Annotated in this window: 14 protein-coding genes; 5 read left to right on the top strand and 9 right to left on the bottom strand. The window is 69.0% G+C overall.

Annotated features, from left to right (window positions below; genetic code table 11):
* The first annotated feature begins 40 nt into the window (after positions 1-40).
* Together J2W22_RS12035 and aroB are read left to right on the top strand one after the other, a co-directional pair.
* Positions 41-580 carry a shikimate kinase gene (locus J2W22_RS12035; protein ID WP_307118495.1) on the top strand — a complete coding sequence of 180 codons (540 nt, stop codon included), beginning with the start codon at positions 41-43 and terminating at the stop codon, positions 578-580.
* Complete coding sequence (gene aroB, locus J2W22_RS12030; RefSeq protein ID WP_307118494.1) at positions 577-1,665, top strand: 3-dehydroquinate synthase; 1,089 nt, start codon at positions 577-579, stop codon at positions 1,663-1,665. Before J2W22_RS12035 ends, aroB begins: the two co-directional genes overlap by 4 nt.
* Positions 1,666-1,788: 123 nt before the next feature.
* Here aroB and J2W22_RS12025 read toward each other — a convergent pair whose 3' ends face one another.
* Positions 1,789-3,723, bottom strand: coding sequence for a TonB-dependent receptor domain-containing protein (locus J2W22_RS12025; protein WP_307118493.1), 1,935 nt, complete (start codon positions 3,721-3,723; stop codon positions 1,789-1,791).
* A gap of 144 nt (positions 3,724-3,867) precedes the next feature.
* On the opposite strand from J2W22_RS12025, the gene J2W22_RS12020 reads away from it, so the two are divergent.
* The 3 genes from J2W22_RS12020 (at position 3,868) to J2W22_RS12010 (ending at position 8,827) form a co-directional block, all read left to right on the top strand.
* Positions 3,868-4,728, top strand: a complete 861-nt coding sequence (locus tag J2W22_RS12020; protein ID WP_307118492.1) for a LytTR family DNA-binding domain-containing protein — start codon at positions 3,868-3,870, stop codon at positions 4,726-4,728.
* A gap of 108 nt (positions 4,729-4,836) precedes the next feature.
* Entirely contained in the window at positions 4,837-6,852 is a 2,016-nt protein-coding gene (locus tag J2W22_RS12015; RefSeq protein WP_307118491.1) for a hybrid sensor histidine kinase/response regulator, read from the top strand.
* Between the two features lie 91 nt (positions 6,853-6,943).
* The gene (locus J2W22_RS12010) at positions 6,944-8,827 is read left to right on the top strand and encodes a M1 family metallopeptidase (protein ID WP_307118490.1); all 1,884 of its coding nucleotides are present in this window, start codon (positions 6,944-6,946) and stop codon (positions 8,825-8,827) included.
* Between the two features lie 140 nt (positions 8,828-8,967).
* On the opposite strand, the gene J2W22_RS12005 is transcribed toward J2W22_RS12010, so the two are convergent.
* The 8 genes from J2W22_RS12005 to radA form a co-directional block, all read right to left on the bottom strand.
* Positions 8,968-9,606 carry a class I SAM-dependent methyltransferase gene (locus J2W22_RS12005; protein WP_307118489.1) on the bottom strand — a complete coding sequence of 213 codons (639 nt, stop codon included), beginning with the start codon at positions 9,604-9,606 and terminating at the stop codon, positions 8,968-8,970.
* Positions 9,588-9,926: a DUF423 domain-containing protein gene (locus J2W22_RS12000; protein WP_307119570.1), complete on the bottom strand. Its 339-nt coding sequence runs from the start codon at positions 9,924-9,926 to the stop codon at positions 9,588-9,590. The genes J2W22_RS12005 and J2W22_RS12000 overlap by 19 nt, the downstream gene beginning before the upstream one ends.
* Positions 9,926-11,707 (bottom strand): monovalent cation:proton antiporter-2 (CPA2) family protein, encoded by a 1,782-nt coding sequence (locus tag J2W22_RS11995; RefSeq protein WP_307118488.1) that lies wholly within the window; start codon positions 11,705-11,707, stop codon positions 9,926-9,928. Before J2W22_RS11995 ends, J2W22_RS12000 begins: the two co-directional genes overlap by 1 nt.
* Positions 11,707-12,132: an iron-sulfur cluster assembly scaffold protein gene (locus tag J2W22_RS11990; protein WP_307118487.1), complete on the bottom strand. Its 426-nt coding sequence runs from the start codon at positions 12,130-12,132 to the stop codon at positions 11,707-11,709. Before J2W22_RS11990 ends, J2W22_RS11995 begins: the two co-directional genes overlap by 1 nt.
* Before the next feature lie 42 nt (positions 12,133-12,174).
* Entirely contained in the window at positions 12,175-12,747 is a 573-nt protein-coding gene (locus J2W22_RS11985) for a CvpA family protein (protein ID WP_307118486.1), read from the bottom strand.
* Positions 12,748-13,102: 355 nt separating this feature from the next.
* The gene (locus J2W22_RS11980; protein WP_307118485.1) at positions 13,103-13,666 is read right to left on the bottom strand and encodes a lipocalin family protein; all 564 of its coding nucleotides are present in this window, start codon (positions 13,664-13,666) and stop codon (positions 13,103-13,105) included.
* Between the two features lie 40 nt (positions 13,667-13,706).
* The gene (locus tag J2W22_RS11975; RefSeq protein ID WP_307118484.1) at positions 13,707-14,258 is read right to left on the bottom strand and encodes a hypothetical protein; all 552 of its coding nucleotides are present in this window, start codon (positions 14,256-14,258) and stop codon (positions 13,707-13,709) included.
* Between the two features lie 87 nt (positions 14,259-14,345).
* The gene (gene radA / locus J2W22_RS11970) at positions 14,346-15,716 is read right to left on the bottom strand and encodes a DNA repair protein RadA (RefSeq protein WP_307118483.1); all 1,371 of its coding nucleotides are present in this window, start codon (positions 15,714-15,716) and stop codon (positions 14,346-14,348) included.
* Positions 15,717-15,738: the final 22 nt, after the last annotated feature.

The raw sequence follows: 15,738 nt of genomic DNA, 5'->3' as shown, positions 1-15,738 counted from the left end.
TTTGCCCGACGACCGACCTCGCTGTATAGCCCTTCCGAACATGTTACAAACACAGGCAGCGAATACCGCATGGACGGGCAAGGCGATCGTGCTGATCGGCCTGATGGGTGCGGGCAAGACCACGGTCGGGCGGCGCCTCGCGCAGCGCATGCGGCTGCCCTTCGTCGATGCGGACCATGAGATCGAGGCGGCGGCGGGGATGACCGTTGCCGATATCTTCGAGCGGTTCGGCGAGGCGCATTTCCGCGACGGCGAACGCCGGGTGATCGCCCGGCTGGTCGATGGCGCGCCCAAGATCATCGCCACCGGTGGCGGCGCCTTCATGAACGAGCATACCCGCAAGCTGATCCTCGAGCATGCCATTGCGGTGTGGCTCGATGCCGAGCCGGCGGTGCTGGCCGACCGGGTCCGCCGCCGCGATACCCGCCCGCTGCTGCGCGGACGCGATCCTGAAGCGGTGCTCTCCGAGCTCGCCGCGGTCCGCAATCCCTATTACGCGCTTGCGCCGATCCGGGTGCCCAGCATAGCAGCGCCGCACGACACCACCGTCGACGCGATCCTGAAGGCCCTGCACCCGTGACAATCGTTCCCGTCGCCCTTGGCGACCGCAGCTATGACGTCCGCATCGAAGCCGGCCTCCTCGCCCGCGCAGGCGAGGCGCTCGCGCCTTTCGACAAGGGCCGGCGCTGGGTGATCGTCACCGACGAGAATGTCCTGCCCCACCTCGCCACGCTGCAGGCCAGCCTCGGCCCGAGCGAGGCGATCGTGCTCAAGCCTGGCGAAGGCACCAAGAGCTGGGGCCAGCTCGAGGCGCTGCTCGACAAGCTGCTCGAGCTGGGCGTGGAGCGCAGCGACCATGTCATCGCGCTGGGCGGCGGCGTGATCGGCGACCTGGTCGGCTTCGCCACCTCGTTGCTCAAGCGCGGCTGCAACTTCGTCCAGGTGCCCACCACCCTGCTCGCCCAGGTCGACAGCTCGGTCGGCGGCAAGACCGCGATCAACACGCGCGCCGGCAAGAACCTGGTCGGCGCCTTCCACCAGCCGAGCGTCGTGCTGATCGACCCGCAGGTGCTCGACACGCTGCCTGCCCGCGATCTCCGCGCCGGCTATGCCGAAGTGGTGAAATACGGGCTGATCGACGATTTCGCCTTTTTCGAATGGTGCGAGGCCAATGCCGCCGCGCTGATGGCCGGCGACCCGGCAGCGCGCGAACATGCCATCGCCCATTCGGTCGGCGCCAAGGCCCGCATCGTCGCGGCCGACGAGCGCGAGACCACCGGCACCCGCGCGCTGCTCAACCTCGGCCACACCTTCGGCCATGCGCTGGAGGCCGAGACCGGCTTCTCCGACAGGCTGCTCCACGGCGAGGGCGTCGCCGCCGGCATGGCGCTGGCGTTCGGCTTCTCGGCGGCCAAGGGCATCTGCCCCGGCCAGGACGCCGAAAGGGTTGCCGCGCACCTGGCTGCTGTCGGCCTGCCCAACGGGCTGAAGGCGGCGGGGATCACCGCCTCCGGTGCGCGGCTCGTGGAGCACATGCTCCACGACAAGAAGATGAGTGCGGGCACCCTGCCCTTCCTCCTCGCCCGCGGGATCGGGCAGACCTATCTCGACAAGACGGTCGACCTTGCCGAGGTGGCGGCGTTCCTGGACGCGCAGCCTAGGTAAGACCTTCCCTCTCTTCTTTCCCCGGCGAAGGCCGGGGCCCAGGTTTGAAAGTGACGCGCCTTGGCGCGTCTGCGCCGCGCACTGCCTAGTCTGGACCCCGGCCTTCGCCGGGGAAAAGCTGACCTAGATCTCCCCCGTCAGCGTCAGGGTAAGCGTCCGCGGCGAGATCGGCATGATCAGCCCGGAATTGGTCGGGTTCCAGGCGAACCTGTCGGTCAGGTTGGTCACCCGCGCGCGCAGCGTCACCGGATGGCCGTCCAGCTCGAAGGCCTGGCGCAGGCCCAGATTGAACAAAGCATAGCCCGGCAGCGAGACCCGGTTCTCGCGATCCGCATAGCGCTCGCCGCGCACATTCACCCCGCCGTCCACCGTCAGCCCTTCCACGCCCGGCACCCGCCAGGTGAGATTGGCCAGCGCCGTCACCTCGGGCCGGCCGATAGGCCGCGTGCCGATCACCCCCCGGTCGACCAGTTCGCCCTCGATCTTCGCATCGAGATAGGTCGCGCCCAGCACCGCGCTCAGCCGCGGCGTGAGCGGCCCCGCCAGCGACAGCTCCACCCCGCGGTGCCGCACCGTGCCGACGAAATCGAACGCCCCGCTCGCGTCCATCCCCGGCGTCGGCTTGGAAAGGTCGAACACCCCGGCGATCAGCGTCGGCCCGCCCCCGAACCGGTACTTCACCCCCAGCTCGGCCTGGCGCGAGATGGCGGCGGGCAGCACCGTGCCGCGATTGGTCGCGTTGGCAGGAGCGACGCCCGCTTCCTCCAGCCCGCGCGCATAGCTGGCGAAACCGGTCAGCCGGTCGCTGATCGCCACGGACAACGCCCCGCCATAGAGCCAGGGCCGCGTGGTCTGCTCGGTCACCCGCCCGTCCGCCGCGCGCACCCGCTTGGCATATTCCACCCGCTGCGCATCGAGCCGCAGCTCGGCCAGTGCGCCGATCGACAGGCGATAGCCGAGCCCGCCGGTCCATTGACCGACATCGTCGCGCATCCGTGCCGAGCCGCGCGAGACCGCCGGCGCCGCGACTTCGGGGATGTGGTTCACATCGGCATAGGTGCCGGCGGAATAGGCCACACCCGGATCGGCGATCACCGTCGAATCGCGCCGCCGCGCCATGGCGAGGATGCGATGGGTGAGATTGCCGGTGGTGAACTGCTTGGCGGCGGTCACCTCGCTCGACACCGCCCAGCGATTCTCCGGGCCGAACAGCAAGCCGCTCTGCGCCACCTCGGCGCCGTTGCCGGTGAAGCGCAGCAGGTTGAAGGCGCTATAGTCATAGGGCAGCGCATTGCGGAAGACCGAGGCGCCGAACCGCCAGCCCGCACCCGCGTCGACATCGGCAAAGGCGCCGATCAGGTCCGATCCGTTCTTGTTGCCCATCCAGCTCTGCGTGCGCTCGGTCCAGCGCTTCACTTCGCGCGGCGCCCCTGCGGGGTTGGCGAAGAAGGTATCGCCTTCGCGCGGGAACCAGTTGTGGCTCCACAGGCCCGCGATCTGCACCCCCGGCGCCGGCGACCAGCGCGGCACTAGGCCGACGGCGGTGAAGTCGCCGGTCGTCCCGTCGGTATATTGCTGGCCCAGGCTGAGCTGGAGCCCGCCCGCAAGCGAGAGCTTGCCGTCCGGCGTGCCCGCCGCGCCGCGCAGCATCGCCACCGGGCCCGAACCGCCCCACCAGCCCGCCTCGAGCGAGGCCCGCGCACCCGCGCCGCCGCTCGGCAGCGTGTACTGCACCACGCCCGAAGGCGCGGCGAAATCGGTGCGCAGGCCATTGGCGCCGACCCGGATCGCAGTGCCCCCGTTGAGCGGCTGGAGCATCCCGGCGACGCGGACATAATAATGGTCCTCGATCCGGTAGTTCCCCGCCGCCTGCAGGTCGAAGCCGCGCACCTCGCTCTCGGAATAGAGCCCGACCTCCTCGATCCCGACCCGCCGGCCAAAGGCATCGTCGGCGGCGCGCACCACATCGCCATTGGCGGGCGGCTGGGGCGCCCGGACGTTTTGCGCATGCGCGACGGGCACCGCGAGCAGCGATAGGCAGAATACCGAATGACGCATGACTGGAACCCTCATCCCTGACACCCCCTGTCGGCGCGGATTTGCCGCCGTGCGGAGGGCCGGGTGGAGCGGACTGGGACGAACGGGCGACCGGTGTGACGAACGGCAGTTCGCGCGCGCGCGTTCGCGGGTTATCCTGCGTGCATGGAGAGGGCGGCGAACGAGTCGATCTGGGACATTCGGGTCCCGCTGAGTGCAGCGGCGGCGCTGGCGCTGTTCGCGTTCCTGCTCGGCTTCGGCATGGGCGGGATGCAGGCAGGCGCCGACAGTTTCGCCACCCAGCATCCGGACGAGGCGCGGCTCGCCCGCCTGCTCGTCTGGGGCGCGATGCTCACCATCGCCTGGGCCAGCCGCAAGCCGGTGCAGGAGATGCTGCAATCCCCCCGGCAGTCACCCCTGCTGCTCGGCGCGCTCGCCTTCGTGCCGGTGACGCTCGCCGAGCTGGCCAGCTCGCGCTTCGCCTTCGCCATCCTGCCCTATGAGCTGTGCGGACCGGACGGCCCTGCCCTGCCCCCGTCGCTGATCAGCTTCCTGCCCCGCTCGGCGATCCTCGGCTCCACGGCGCTGCTGACGCTGATGGCCTGGGGCCGCCACCTGGCCGATCGCCGCCGCGCCCAGGATCCGGACGACTATTACGAGCCGCTGCCGATCCTGCTGCCCCCGGCCAATGCCCGGTCGGACGGCGAGCAATGGCTCGACCTGCCTGAGGCGCCGTTCCTGCGCGTGCGCGCCTGCGACGTCGCGCAGATCCGCTCGGCGGGGAACTACAGCGAGATCCTCGCCCATGGCCGCGTCCATCTGGTCCGCGCGCCGCTGTCCGAGCTGGCCGAGCGCTTCGCCGCGCTCGGCTTCGTCCGGGTGCATCGCCAGGTGGTGGTGAACCGGGGCCATGTCTCGCAAATCTATCGCGAGGCTGGCGGCCGACCCGCCGTCCAGCTGCGTTGCGGCACGATCGTCCCGCTCGGCCGCAGCTATCGCACTGCGCTCGCCGCCTTCGGCCACTGATCCACCGATTTCCGCTGCCTCCCGGGAGCAGAACGACGCGCCCCGCGTTGATGCATCCAGCGGGTTCGATTTCGCCTGCGCAACGATAGAGACTCATTCGGGAACCGCATGGCCACTGCGATCGCACCAGCCGCCACGTTCGACGCCTTTGGCGAACTGGGCCGGCTGACGTCCGCGATCGGGGAGGGCTCGCCGCTCGGCCCCGTCTGCGACTGCTCGAACGCGCTCACCGCCGCGGTGCGCCTGATGCTGCCCTCGCATGCCGAGATCGTGATGTTCTGGGGCCCGCAATTCTGCGCGCTCTACAACGAGACCTATGCTCCCACGATCGGCGACAAGCACCCCCGCGCCCTCGGCCAGCCGGCAAGCATCTGGTGGGGCGAGCTGTGGGACGATCTGGGGCCCCTGCTTCAGAGCGTTCGCGATACCGGCGAGCCCTTCTGGGCCAAGGACCGCCCCTTCTATATCGAGCGCGACCAGGGCCGAGGCGAGACGGTCTATTTCGACATCAGCTATTCGCCGGTGTTCGATGACGACGGATCGGTCGGCGGCGTGCTGTGCATCGTCAGCGAGACCACGCTCAAGGTCCTTGCTGCGCGCGAGGCGCTGGCCGATCGCACCCGGCTGTGGACGCTCGCCCGCGATCCCTTCCTGATCGCCGACACGCAGGGCATCTGGCGCAACGCCAGCCCGGCCTGGACCGATATCCTCGGCTGGAGCGAGGCCGAGCTGGTCGGCCGCAGCTCCGAATGGATCGAGCATCCCGACGACAGGCAGCGCACCCGCGCCGAGCTCGAGAAGCTCCAGCAGGGCGAGCCGACCTGGCGCTTCGAGAACCGCCTGCGCGCGCGGGACGGCAGCTATCGCTGGTTCAGCTGGACGACGGTGCCCGAGGGCAATCTGCTCTACTGCGTCGCGCGCGACATCACCGCCGAGCGCGAGGCGGCGGAGGCGCTGGAGACCGCCGAGGAAGCGCTGCGCCAATCGCAGAAGATGGAGACGGTCGGCCAGCTCACCGGCGGCGTCGCGCACGACTTCAACAATCTGCTCCAGATCGTCACCGGCAATCTCGACATCCTCCAGCGCAACCTGCCCGGGGATCAGCCCCGGCTGGCGCGCGCGGCGGGGGCGGCGATGAACGGGGCGCAGCGCGCGGCGGTGCTCACCCAGCGCCTGCTCGCCTTCTCGCGCCGCCAGCCGCTCGCACCCGAGCGCGTCGATCCCAACCGGCTGATCGCCGGCATGTCCGACCTGCTCCACCGCAGCCTGGGCGAGACGATCGAGGTCGAGATCGTCCAGGCCGGACGCGTCTGGCCGGTCGAAGTCGATGCCAACCAGCTCGAGAACGCGCTGCTCAACCTCGCGATCAACGCGCGCGATGCGATGCCCGAGGGCGGCAAGCTGACGATCGAGACCGCCAACACGCATCTCGACAGCCATTACACCGCGCGCGACATCGAAGTGACGCCCGGCCAATATGTCCTGATCAGCGTCTCCGACACCGGCAACGGCATGGATGCGGACACGCTCGCCCATGCCTTCGAGCCCTTCTTCACCACCAAGGATGTCGGCCGTGGCACCGGGCTCGGCCTGTCGATGGTCTATGGCTTCATCAAGCAGTCGGGCGGGCATGTCCGCATCTATTCGGAGCCCGATCACGGCACGAGCGTGAAGATCTACCTGCCCCGCTTCCGTGGCACGATCGGCACGGCAGCGCCCCATGCCCCGGCCGAGCTGGCGCCCCAGGGCAGCGTCCATGAGACGATCCTGGTGTGCGAGGACGACGAGAATGTCCGCGCCTATACGGTCGAAGTGCTGCGCGAGCTCGGCTACCGGGTGATCGAGGCGGGCGACGGCCCCGCCACCCTCGCGGCGCTCGATGCCGAGCCGGGCAGGATCGACCTGCTGTTCACCGATGTCGTCCTCCCCCGCGGCATGACCGGCGCGGTGCTCGCCGCCGAGGCCCAGGCCCGGCGGCCCGACATGAAGGTCCTCTTCACTACCGGCTATGCCCGCAACGCGATCGTCCATCACGGCAGGCTCGATCCCGGCGTGCAGCTGCTTCCCAAGCCCTTCACCTATACCGACCTGGCGGCGAAGGTACGGGACATGCTCGACGGGTGAGCGGGCAGGCTCCGACCGCCTTCGTCTCGCGCAAGGCCGGCGTCGTCACCACTCAGTTGCCGTTCATCGCCGATCCGCTTAGCACGCCATCATGCGCATCCTCCCCGCCCTTGCCGCCGCGATCGTGATCGCCGCGCCCGCCGCCGCCCAGACCGGCAAGCCCGCCCCGATCCTCACCACGCCCGAGGCCAAGGATGTGTGGACCCATGCCGAGCCCGAGGCGGCACGCGTCACCCATGTCGACCTCAACCTCGACGTCGATTTCGCCAGCAAGACGCTCTCGGGTGTCGCCACGCTCGATGTGCTGGCGGCAAGGGGCGCAACCGACATCGTTCTCGACGTCGATGACCTGGTGATCGAGAGTGTCACCTGCCCCAAGGGCAAGCCCCTCCCCTACAAGATCGGCCCGCGCGAGACCGAGATCGGCCTCGGCTCGGCGCTGACCGTCCAGCTCGACGGCAACAAGCAGATCCTGATCCGCTACAAGACCAGGCCCGGCGCGAGCGCGCTCGGCTGGCTCGCCCCCGAGCTGACCGCCGGCAAGCAGAAGCCCTATCTGTTCAGCCAGGGCCAGCCGATCAACAACCGCAGCTGGATCCCCACCCAGGACAGCCCCGGCATCCGCCAGACCTGGTCCGCGACGCTCACCGTGCCCGACGGCTTCGTCGCGGTCATGAGCGGCGACCGGCTCGACGGTGCCACCGGCACGCTGGTCCCGCACCAGAAGCGCCAGTTCCGCTTCAAGATGGACCGGCCGGTGCCGCCCTACCTCATCGCCTTCGCCGTCGGCGACCTCGCTTTCAAGGCGACGGGTCCGCGCTCCGGCGTCTGGGCCGAGCCGAGCCAGCTCGATGCCGCCGCGCACGAAGTCGCCGATGTCGAGAAGATGATCGACGCCGCCCAGGCGCTCTACGGCCCCTATCGCTGGGGCCGCTACGACATGCTCGTCCTGCCGCCGAGCTTCCCCTATGGCGGCATGGAGAACCCCACCCTCACCTTCCTGACGCCGACGATCATCACCGGCGATCGCTCGAACACCGACGTCGTCGCGCATGAGCTGGCGCACAGCTGGTCGGGCAATCTCGTCACCAACGCGACCTGGTCGGACTCGTGGCTCAACGAGGGCTTCACCACCTATTTCGAGAACCGGATCATGGAGGCGGTCTATGGCAAGGAGCGCGCCGCCATGTACGCCGATCTCGATTGGGACGGGCTGCAGAAGGACATCAAGGACGCCGGCGGCAATGACGCGGCGACCACCCGCCTGCACGGCGATCCGGGCGCGACCTTCGGCCAGCTCGACTATTTCAAGGGCTCGACCTTCCTGCGCACGATCGAGGCAGCGGTGGGCCGGGCGAAGTGGGACGCCTATCTGCGCTCCTATTTCGATCGCCACGCCTTCCAGCCGCAGACCACCGCAGGCTTCCTGGCGGACATGCGCGCCAATCTGATCAAGGGCGACAAGGCGCTGGAGGCGAAGCTCGAGCTCGATCGCTGGGCCTATCAGGCCGGCCTGCCCGACAATGCGGTGCATATCACTTCGGCAACGCTCGCCGCGGTCGATGCGAAGCTGGCCGCGTTCAATGCCGGCGGCCCGGCAAGCGCGGTGCAGCCGACCGGCTGGGCGACCCAGCAATGGCTGCGCTTCCTCAACGGCCTGCCCCGCCAGCAGACCCCGGCCCGCCTCAAGGAGCTGGACGAGACGCTCGGCCTGTCGGCCTCGAACAACGCCTATGTCCGCTCGGCCTGGGCCCAGCTGGCCATCGCCAACCGCTATGAGCCGGCGCTGCCGAGCATCGAGGCGTTCGTGAAGCATGTCGGCCGCGGCCTGCTGATCTACCCGATCTACAAGGACCTGATGGCGCAAGGGGATTGGGGCAAGCCGATCGCGCTGCGGTTCTACGAGGGCGCCAAGGTGGGCTACCACCCGAATGCAGCGGCGGGCGTGGCGAAGATCGTGGGAGCGAACGACTGACGCCCTTTCCTCAACCCAATCCCAACCGTCACCCCGGCCTTGTGCCGGGGTCCACGGTTCCGCACCGACTGACATCCAGCCTCTTGTCCATGACTCGCCGCACGGTGGATCCCGGCACAAGGCCGGGATGACGAACAGGTTCAGTCGAACGCAAAAACCTCGCTGACCCGCATCACCCCGCTATCCGTCTCGGCAAACCGATATTCCGCCAGCCCTCGCAACCGCGCCACCGGCAACGGCGCCCGCCGCGGATCGCCGGCCAGCACCTCGATCCCCGCCGCCCGGCAGCGCGCCAGGAACGGCGTGACCCGCGCGGCCGGCTCGGGATCGTAGAACACGTCCCCCGCCAGGATCAGGTCGACCTCCGGCACCGGCCCCTCGGTCAGGTCGGCATGCAGCGCCTCGACCGCCACGCCATTCGCCGCCGCATTCACCTGCGTCGCCACCACCGCATAAGGATCGACATCCACCGCCAGCACGCTCGCCGCCCCAGCCTGCATCGCAGCGATCGCCACCAGCCCGGACCCACACCCCAGATCGAGCACCCGCCGTCCGGCCACAACCTCCGGCCGGTCCAGCACGAAGCGCGCCAGCGCCAGTCCACCCAGCCAGTAATAGGCCCAGTAGGGCGAGCCGAACGCCGCGTCCTCCGCCGCCAGTCGCCCCAGCCCGCTCGCCGGCACCGCCTTGTGCAGCACGATCTCGGGGATGCCAGGCACCGGCAGCAGCGGCAGCCTTGCCCGGATGAACTCGGCGGCGTTCAGGCGGACCGCCTCCACGCCCCCACCGCCAGGCAAATCCAGCCGAGGATCAGCGCCACCCCGCCGATCGGCGTGATCGCCCCGAACCAGCGTGGCCCGCCGAACGCCATCGCATAGAGCGTCCCCGCGAACAGCGCGCCGCCGACGACGAACAGCCAGGGCGAGATCCGTTCGCCCATCCGCAGCGCGACCAATGCCGCGACCGCGTGAATCAGCTGATACTGCCCGCCGGTCTTGAGCCACTCGGCCGCCTGCCCGCTCGCGCCGTGCGCGGCAAAGGCTCCCGCCGCCACCGCGATCGCCCCCGAAAGCGCCGCCAGCACCGTCACCAGACGCATCATCCCGAACTCTCCAGGTCGACCTCGATCGCCGCCGCGCGGCTGGCATGGGTGATCATCCCGTCGATCCCGGCGCGCAGGTCGCCGGTCTCGCGCTGCACGTCGAGCCGGGCATTGTCGCGCCGGCGATATTCGGCCTCGGTCTTGTCGATCTCGCGCTGGTCGACGCCGACCGCCTGCATCGCCTGGCGCGCCATCATCACCGCGCTCTCCAGCAGCTCGCGGACCACACCGCCCACCGGCGCGCCCTTCATCTTGATCACGCTGCGCCGGTCATAGGCGCGGACGAACACCGTCGCCTTGGGGAAGGCATAGTGCACCGCCTCGAGGAACTCGGTGTCGATCTTGTCGCCGTCGTTGCAGAACAGCACCAGCTCGGCCTCGGCCGCGCCCGCCTGGCGCAGCATGTCGATGCGCAGGCCGTCACCATAATAGACCTTCATACCGAAGTCGTTGGCGGTCTGGATCATCTCGACATCGGTATCGATGATGGTGACGGGGATGTCCTGCGACAGCAGCATCTGCGCCACCGTCTGGCCGAACCGGCCATAGCCGACCACGACGGCGTTCGAGCCCTCGTGCCGCGGCAGGTCCAGCCCCGCCGCGCTCGGCGCCGGCTCGGTGCGCAGCTTCTTGGTCGCCATCATCAGGAACGGCGTGGTGGCCATGGAAAGCGTGACGATCGCGCCGAAGATGCTCGCCGCCTGCCCCTCGATCAGCATCGCCGACTGGGCCTGGGCGAACAGCACGAAGCCGAACTCGCCGCCCTGGCTGAGCAGCACGCCGAGCGCAAAGGCCTGGCGCCGCGGCATGCCGAACAGCAGCCCCAGCCCCATGATGATCGCGGCCTTGGCGGCGATCAGCGCCAGCGCCATGCCGATCACGAAGAAGGGCCGCTCGGCGATCGCATGCAGGTTGAGCGTCATGCCCACGGCGAGGAAGAACAGGCCGAGCAGGATCGAGCGGAACGGCTCGACATCTGCCTCCAGCTCATGCCGATAGGGGCTGTCCGCCAGCATCACGCCGGCAATGAACGCGCCCAGCGCGGCCGACAGCCCGAGCATCTCCATGATCGCCGCCGCGGCGATCACGGTGAACAGCCCGGCGAAGATGAACATCTCGCGCTCGCCGAGATTGCCGATCAGCCGGAACAGCGGGCGCAGCAGGTAACGGCCGGCCAGGATCAGCCCGATGATCGCCGCCACCGTGTAGATGCCCAGCAGCCATCCCGGCGGCCCGCCCTGGTCATGCGGGTTGCGCGATAGCGCCGCAACGATGGTGATCAGCGGGACGATCGACAGGTCCTGGAACAGCAGTATCGCGAAGGCGCGCTCGCCGAACGGCGTGCGCAAGCGCCCGGCCGATTGCAGCAGCGGCAGCACCTGCGCGGTCGAGGACAGGGCGAGCGGCAGGCCGAGCGCCAGCGCCGCCCCCATCGAGCTGCCGGTCGCGACCCAGACCATGGCGGCAACCACCAGTCCGCAGACCACGACCTGAAGCAGGCCAAGCCCGAAGATGTCGCGCCGCATCCGCCACAGCCGCCCGGGGCTCAGCTCGAGCCCGACCAGGAACAGCAGCAGTGCGATGCCCAGCTCGGCAATGCCCATCTTGCTCTCGGCATCGCCGACCAGCCCGAGCACCTGCGGGCCGACGACCGCGCCGGCGACGAGATAGCCCAGCGTCGCGCCCAGCCCGAGCCGGCGGAACAGCAGCACGAACAGCAGCGCAAAGCCGAGCAGCGGAACATATTCGCCGAGCAGCGAGGCTTCCGAATGCTCCATCAGCCCCGCGCCTTTCGAACTGCTTCGGCCGCCGCCTCGAAGGCGAGCCGGATCGCCGCATGGCGCCCACGATGTTCCAGCGCCGGCGTGAACAGGTCGAGGCCGGGCCAGTCCGGCGCTGCAGTCCGCTCCCCGGCGAGCCAGGCGGTGAGCTGGTCGCGCGCAGCCTCAAGCTCGTCCAGCGAGCGGCCCACCGCATGGGCCTCCATCAGCGCCGACGATGCCTGGCCGAGCGCGCAGGCGCGCACCACCATGCCGATCTCCGCGATCCGGCCGGTGTCATCGAGGTTCACGTCGACGGTGACGCGGCTGCCGCATACGGGCGAGCGCTTCTCGGAAGAGGCCATCGCCCCCTCCAGCCGCGCCTCGAACGGCACGGAAGCCGCCAGGCGCAGGATTTCGGTGTTGTAGAGGGGCGCGTTCATTCCGCTCCCGACTTAGGGGACCGGGCCGCGATGCGCGACCCCCTATCGGGTAGAATTTGCCTCGCTGCGATTGGCGGTGCTGCCATTGTCGCTCTCGTCGCCGAACACCGGCTCGCCCTTGCGGCGGCGGTCGACGAAATCAGCGATGCTCGCGCTGGTCGCGTTGAGCAGCGGATAGGTGGTCGACTTGGTGATCCATTGCGGGCGATTGGCCGGGCCGCCGCTCACCGTGTCGAACAGCAGCACGACCAGCAGGAAGCCGATGCTGACCAGGATCAGGCCCTTCAGCGCGCCGAAGCCCAGGCCGAGCGCGCGGTCGATCGGGCCGAGAAAGCTCTCGCGGGTGCGCGATCCGATCGCGCGGGCGAGCAGGCGGCCGCCGAAATAGGTCACGCCGACCAGGATGACGAAGGCGAGCACCGCCCCGCCCTGCTCGGTGCCGACCATCCCGGCCAGCGCGGCCGCGAGCGGCGTGTGGAACAGCTTGAGCGCGAGCACGATCAGCAGCCAGGCGACCAGCGCCAGCACCTCGGTGACGAAGCCGCGGATGAAGCCCAGCACGGCCGACCCGCCGATGGCGAGCAGCACGATGATGTCGAGCCCGGTCAAAGTCATTGGAACACGTCCCTCCCGCGACGGGCTATGCCTCAAGCCGATCGGGAGCGGAAGCCATTCTCCCTCTCCCGCTCGCGGGAGAGGGTTGGGGAGAGGGGCAGAGCGGGAAGCAAGCGACGCCCACGCCTCACCCCACGCTTGCAATGTAGGATTTCGCCTGCTTGGCTGACCCGGCCGGCGCATCGCACGGCTGCTCTTTGATTTTGTTGGAAAAATAGGATCGCGCCCACGCAAGCATGTTGTGAGATGCCGCGCGTTCACCGGATTTGGGCTAATTCAGGTGCTGCAGGAATCCGCTCTTGGCATGAACTTTGTGAACTTTGGCGAGTCGGCTCGGCACGCGCAGTTGGATTGGTCACCCCTGCCTGGTGATCCGCAGCGCCCAGCGGTCATAGCCGAGTTCCTCGACCCGCTTCATGATCGCCTGTGCCAGCGCCGAGGACGGCACCGCCTCGCGCGACAGCACCCAGAGATAGCGTCCGCTCGGCTCGCCGACGATCGACCATTCATAGTCTTCGCCATGGTCGAGCACCCAATAGTCGCCCGTGTAGAGCGGCCCGAAGAACGAGACCTTGAGCTTGGCGCTGGTCGCCTCGTCGGCCACGATCGCCTTGCCTTCGGAGACGCTGCGGTCGCCATCCGGCCAGTTGTGCGTGCCGCTGTTGATCACGCTGATCTTGCCATCGTCGAGGAGCGCATATTCGGCGGTCACTGCGTCGAGCCCCTTCTCGAAGCGGTTCTCGTGCCGGGCGAGCTCGTACCATTTGCCGAGATAGCGGGTCAGGTCGACCGGTTTGGCCGGCTCGGGCACCTTCTTGTTGATCACCGGCGGGCGCGTCGCGCGCGAATAGAGGAAGATGCCGCCGATCGCGGCGACCGCGACGCCCGAGGCGATCGAAATGGCAGTGGAACGCTTCATGGGCCGCATTCTGCGGCGTAAGTTGCGGAAAGCAAAGCCCTCAATGCCAAGGCTTGCAACTGCGCTCCGTGTCCTTCCACAGCGGCATGATCCGCACCCGGCGCTTGCCGTAATAGCTCAGGTCCATCCAAGCACGCACCGGCACGCCGGCGCGGCTATAGATGTCCTGGTCGCCCCAGCGCTCGTTGCCGGTCTCGCAGTGCCGCCAGCCCCGGCGTTGCAGCGCCTCGACCAGCTTGTAGATCTCCTCCTGCCCGCCGTTCTTCCAAAGGATCAGGTGGTCGAAGCCGCCCTGCCCCTTGCTGCCGATCAGGTCGATCGCCGCTTCATAGGGGCCCTCCCCGATCACCAGCACCTCTTCGCGAAGGCAGCGCGTGCGGAAGGCGTCGATCTTGACGCATTTGGTGAAGCCGGCGCGCCGCGCGTCCTCCGCGCTGCCGCTCACCGGCAGCCCGGCAAAGGCGAGCGACGGTGGCGGCGTGCGCGCAGGTTCACGGCCGGCCACCAGGATCGCCGCCATCAACACTACAGCGCAAAAGGTCGGCACCAGCATCCCGGGGCGCGCCCAGTCGGCGGCCAGTTCTCGCAGCATGGGTCGCTCCGGCAATCTCTCCTGGTGACGATATTCCATCACACCGCAAGCGATTACAACCCCGTAGCGGCTGTCAGGCGCCGTGCCTCACCGCCCCAGCAGGTGATCGACGAACTGGCCGAGCGACTTGAACCCGGCGAGTTGCAGCCCGCCCTTGTCCTTGACCTGCGCCACCGGCGCCAGCGCCCGGCCGAAGCCGAGCTTGGCGGCCTCCCGGCAGCGCAACGCGCCATGCGCGACCGGGCGCACCTCGCCCGACAGCGCGATCTCGCCGAACACCACTGCGTCCACCGGGATCGGCCGCTCGGACAGTGCCGATACGAGCGCCGCCGCCACCGCCATGTCCGCCGCCGGATCCTGCACGCGGTAGCCGCCGGCGATGTTGAGATAGACTTCGCAGGTCGAGAAGCTCAGCCCGCAGCGCGCTTCGAGCACCGCGAGGATCATCGACAGCCGTGCCGAATCCCAGCCGACCACCGCACGCCGCGGCGTCGCCCCGCTCGCCAGCCGCACGGTAAGCGCCTGCACCTCGACCAGCACCGGCCGCGTGCCCTCCAGCGCCGGGAAGACCACCGTGCCGGTGACGTTCTCGTCGCGCGACGTGAGGAACAGCGAGGAAGGGTTGGAGACCTCTTCAAGCCCCTCGGTCTGCATCGCGAATACGCCGATTTCGTCGGTGCCGCCGAAGCGGTTCTTCACGGCGCGCAGGATGCGGTATTGGTGGCTGCGCTCGCCTTCGAACGCCAGCACCGTGTCGACCATGTGCTCGAGCACGCGCGGCCCGGCGATACTGCCGTCCTTGGTGACATGGCCGACCAGCACCACCGCGGTGCCGCGCTCCTTGGCGAAGCGGATCAGTTCGCCCGCGCTCGCCCGTACCTGGCTCACTGTGCCCGGCGCGCCCTCGATCAGGTCCGAGTGCATGGTCTGGATCGAATCGATGATCAGCAGCGCCGGCGGCGCGCCCTCGCCTACCGTGGTGAGGATGTCGCGCACCGAGGTCGCCGCGGCGAGCTGCACCGGCGCCTTGCCCAGACCGAGCCGGCGCGCGCGCAGCCGCACCTGGTCCGCCGCCTCCTCGCCCGAGACATAGGCGACCGACAGCCCACGCAGCGCGACCTTGGCCGCGGCCTGAAGCAGCAGGGTCGACTTGCCGATGCCCGGATCGCCACCGATCAGCGTCGCCGATCCCTCGACGAACCCGCCGCCCAGCGCACGGTCGAGCTCGGCAATGCCGGTCGCCATGCGATCGGGCAGCGCGATATCGGTATTCAGGCCGGTGAGCATGATCGCCCGCCCGCCCGACTGGAGATTATGCTTCGACTGGAACGGCGTCACATTGGCATTGGCGTCCTCGACCAGCTGGTTCCACTCGCCGCAATCGCCGCATTGCCCCGCCCATTGCGCAGTGACCGAGCCACAGGCTTGGCAGACATAACGTTTCTTCGGTTTCGCCATTCCCCCTGCCTAGCAACAGAAC

Origin of the sequence: Sphingomonas kyeonggiensis (assembly GCF_030812785.1) — a bacterium.
Lineage (GTDB): Bacteria > Pseudomonadota > Alphaproteobacteria > Sphingomonadales > Sphingomonadaceae > Sphingomonas > Sphingomonas kyeonggiensis_B.
This window is presented reverse-complemented; position numbering and strand designations above follow the sequence as displayed.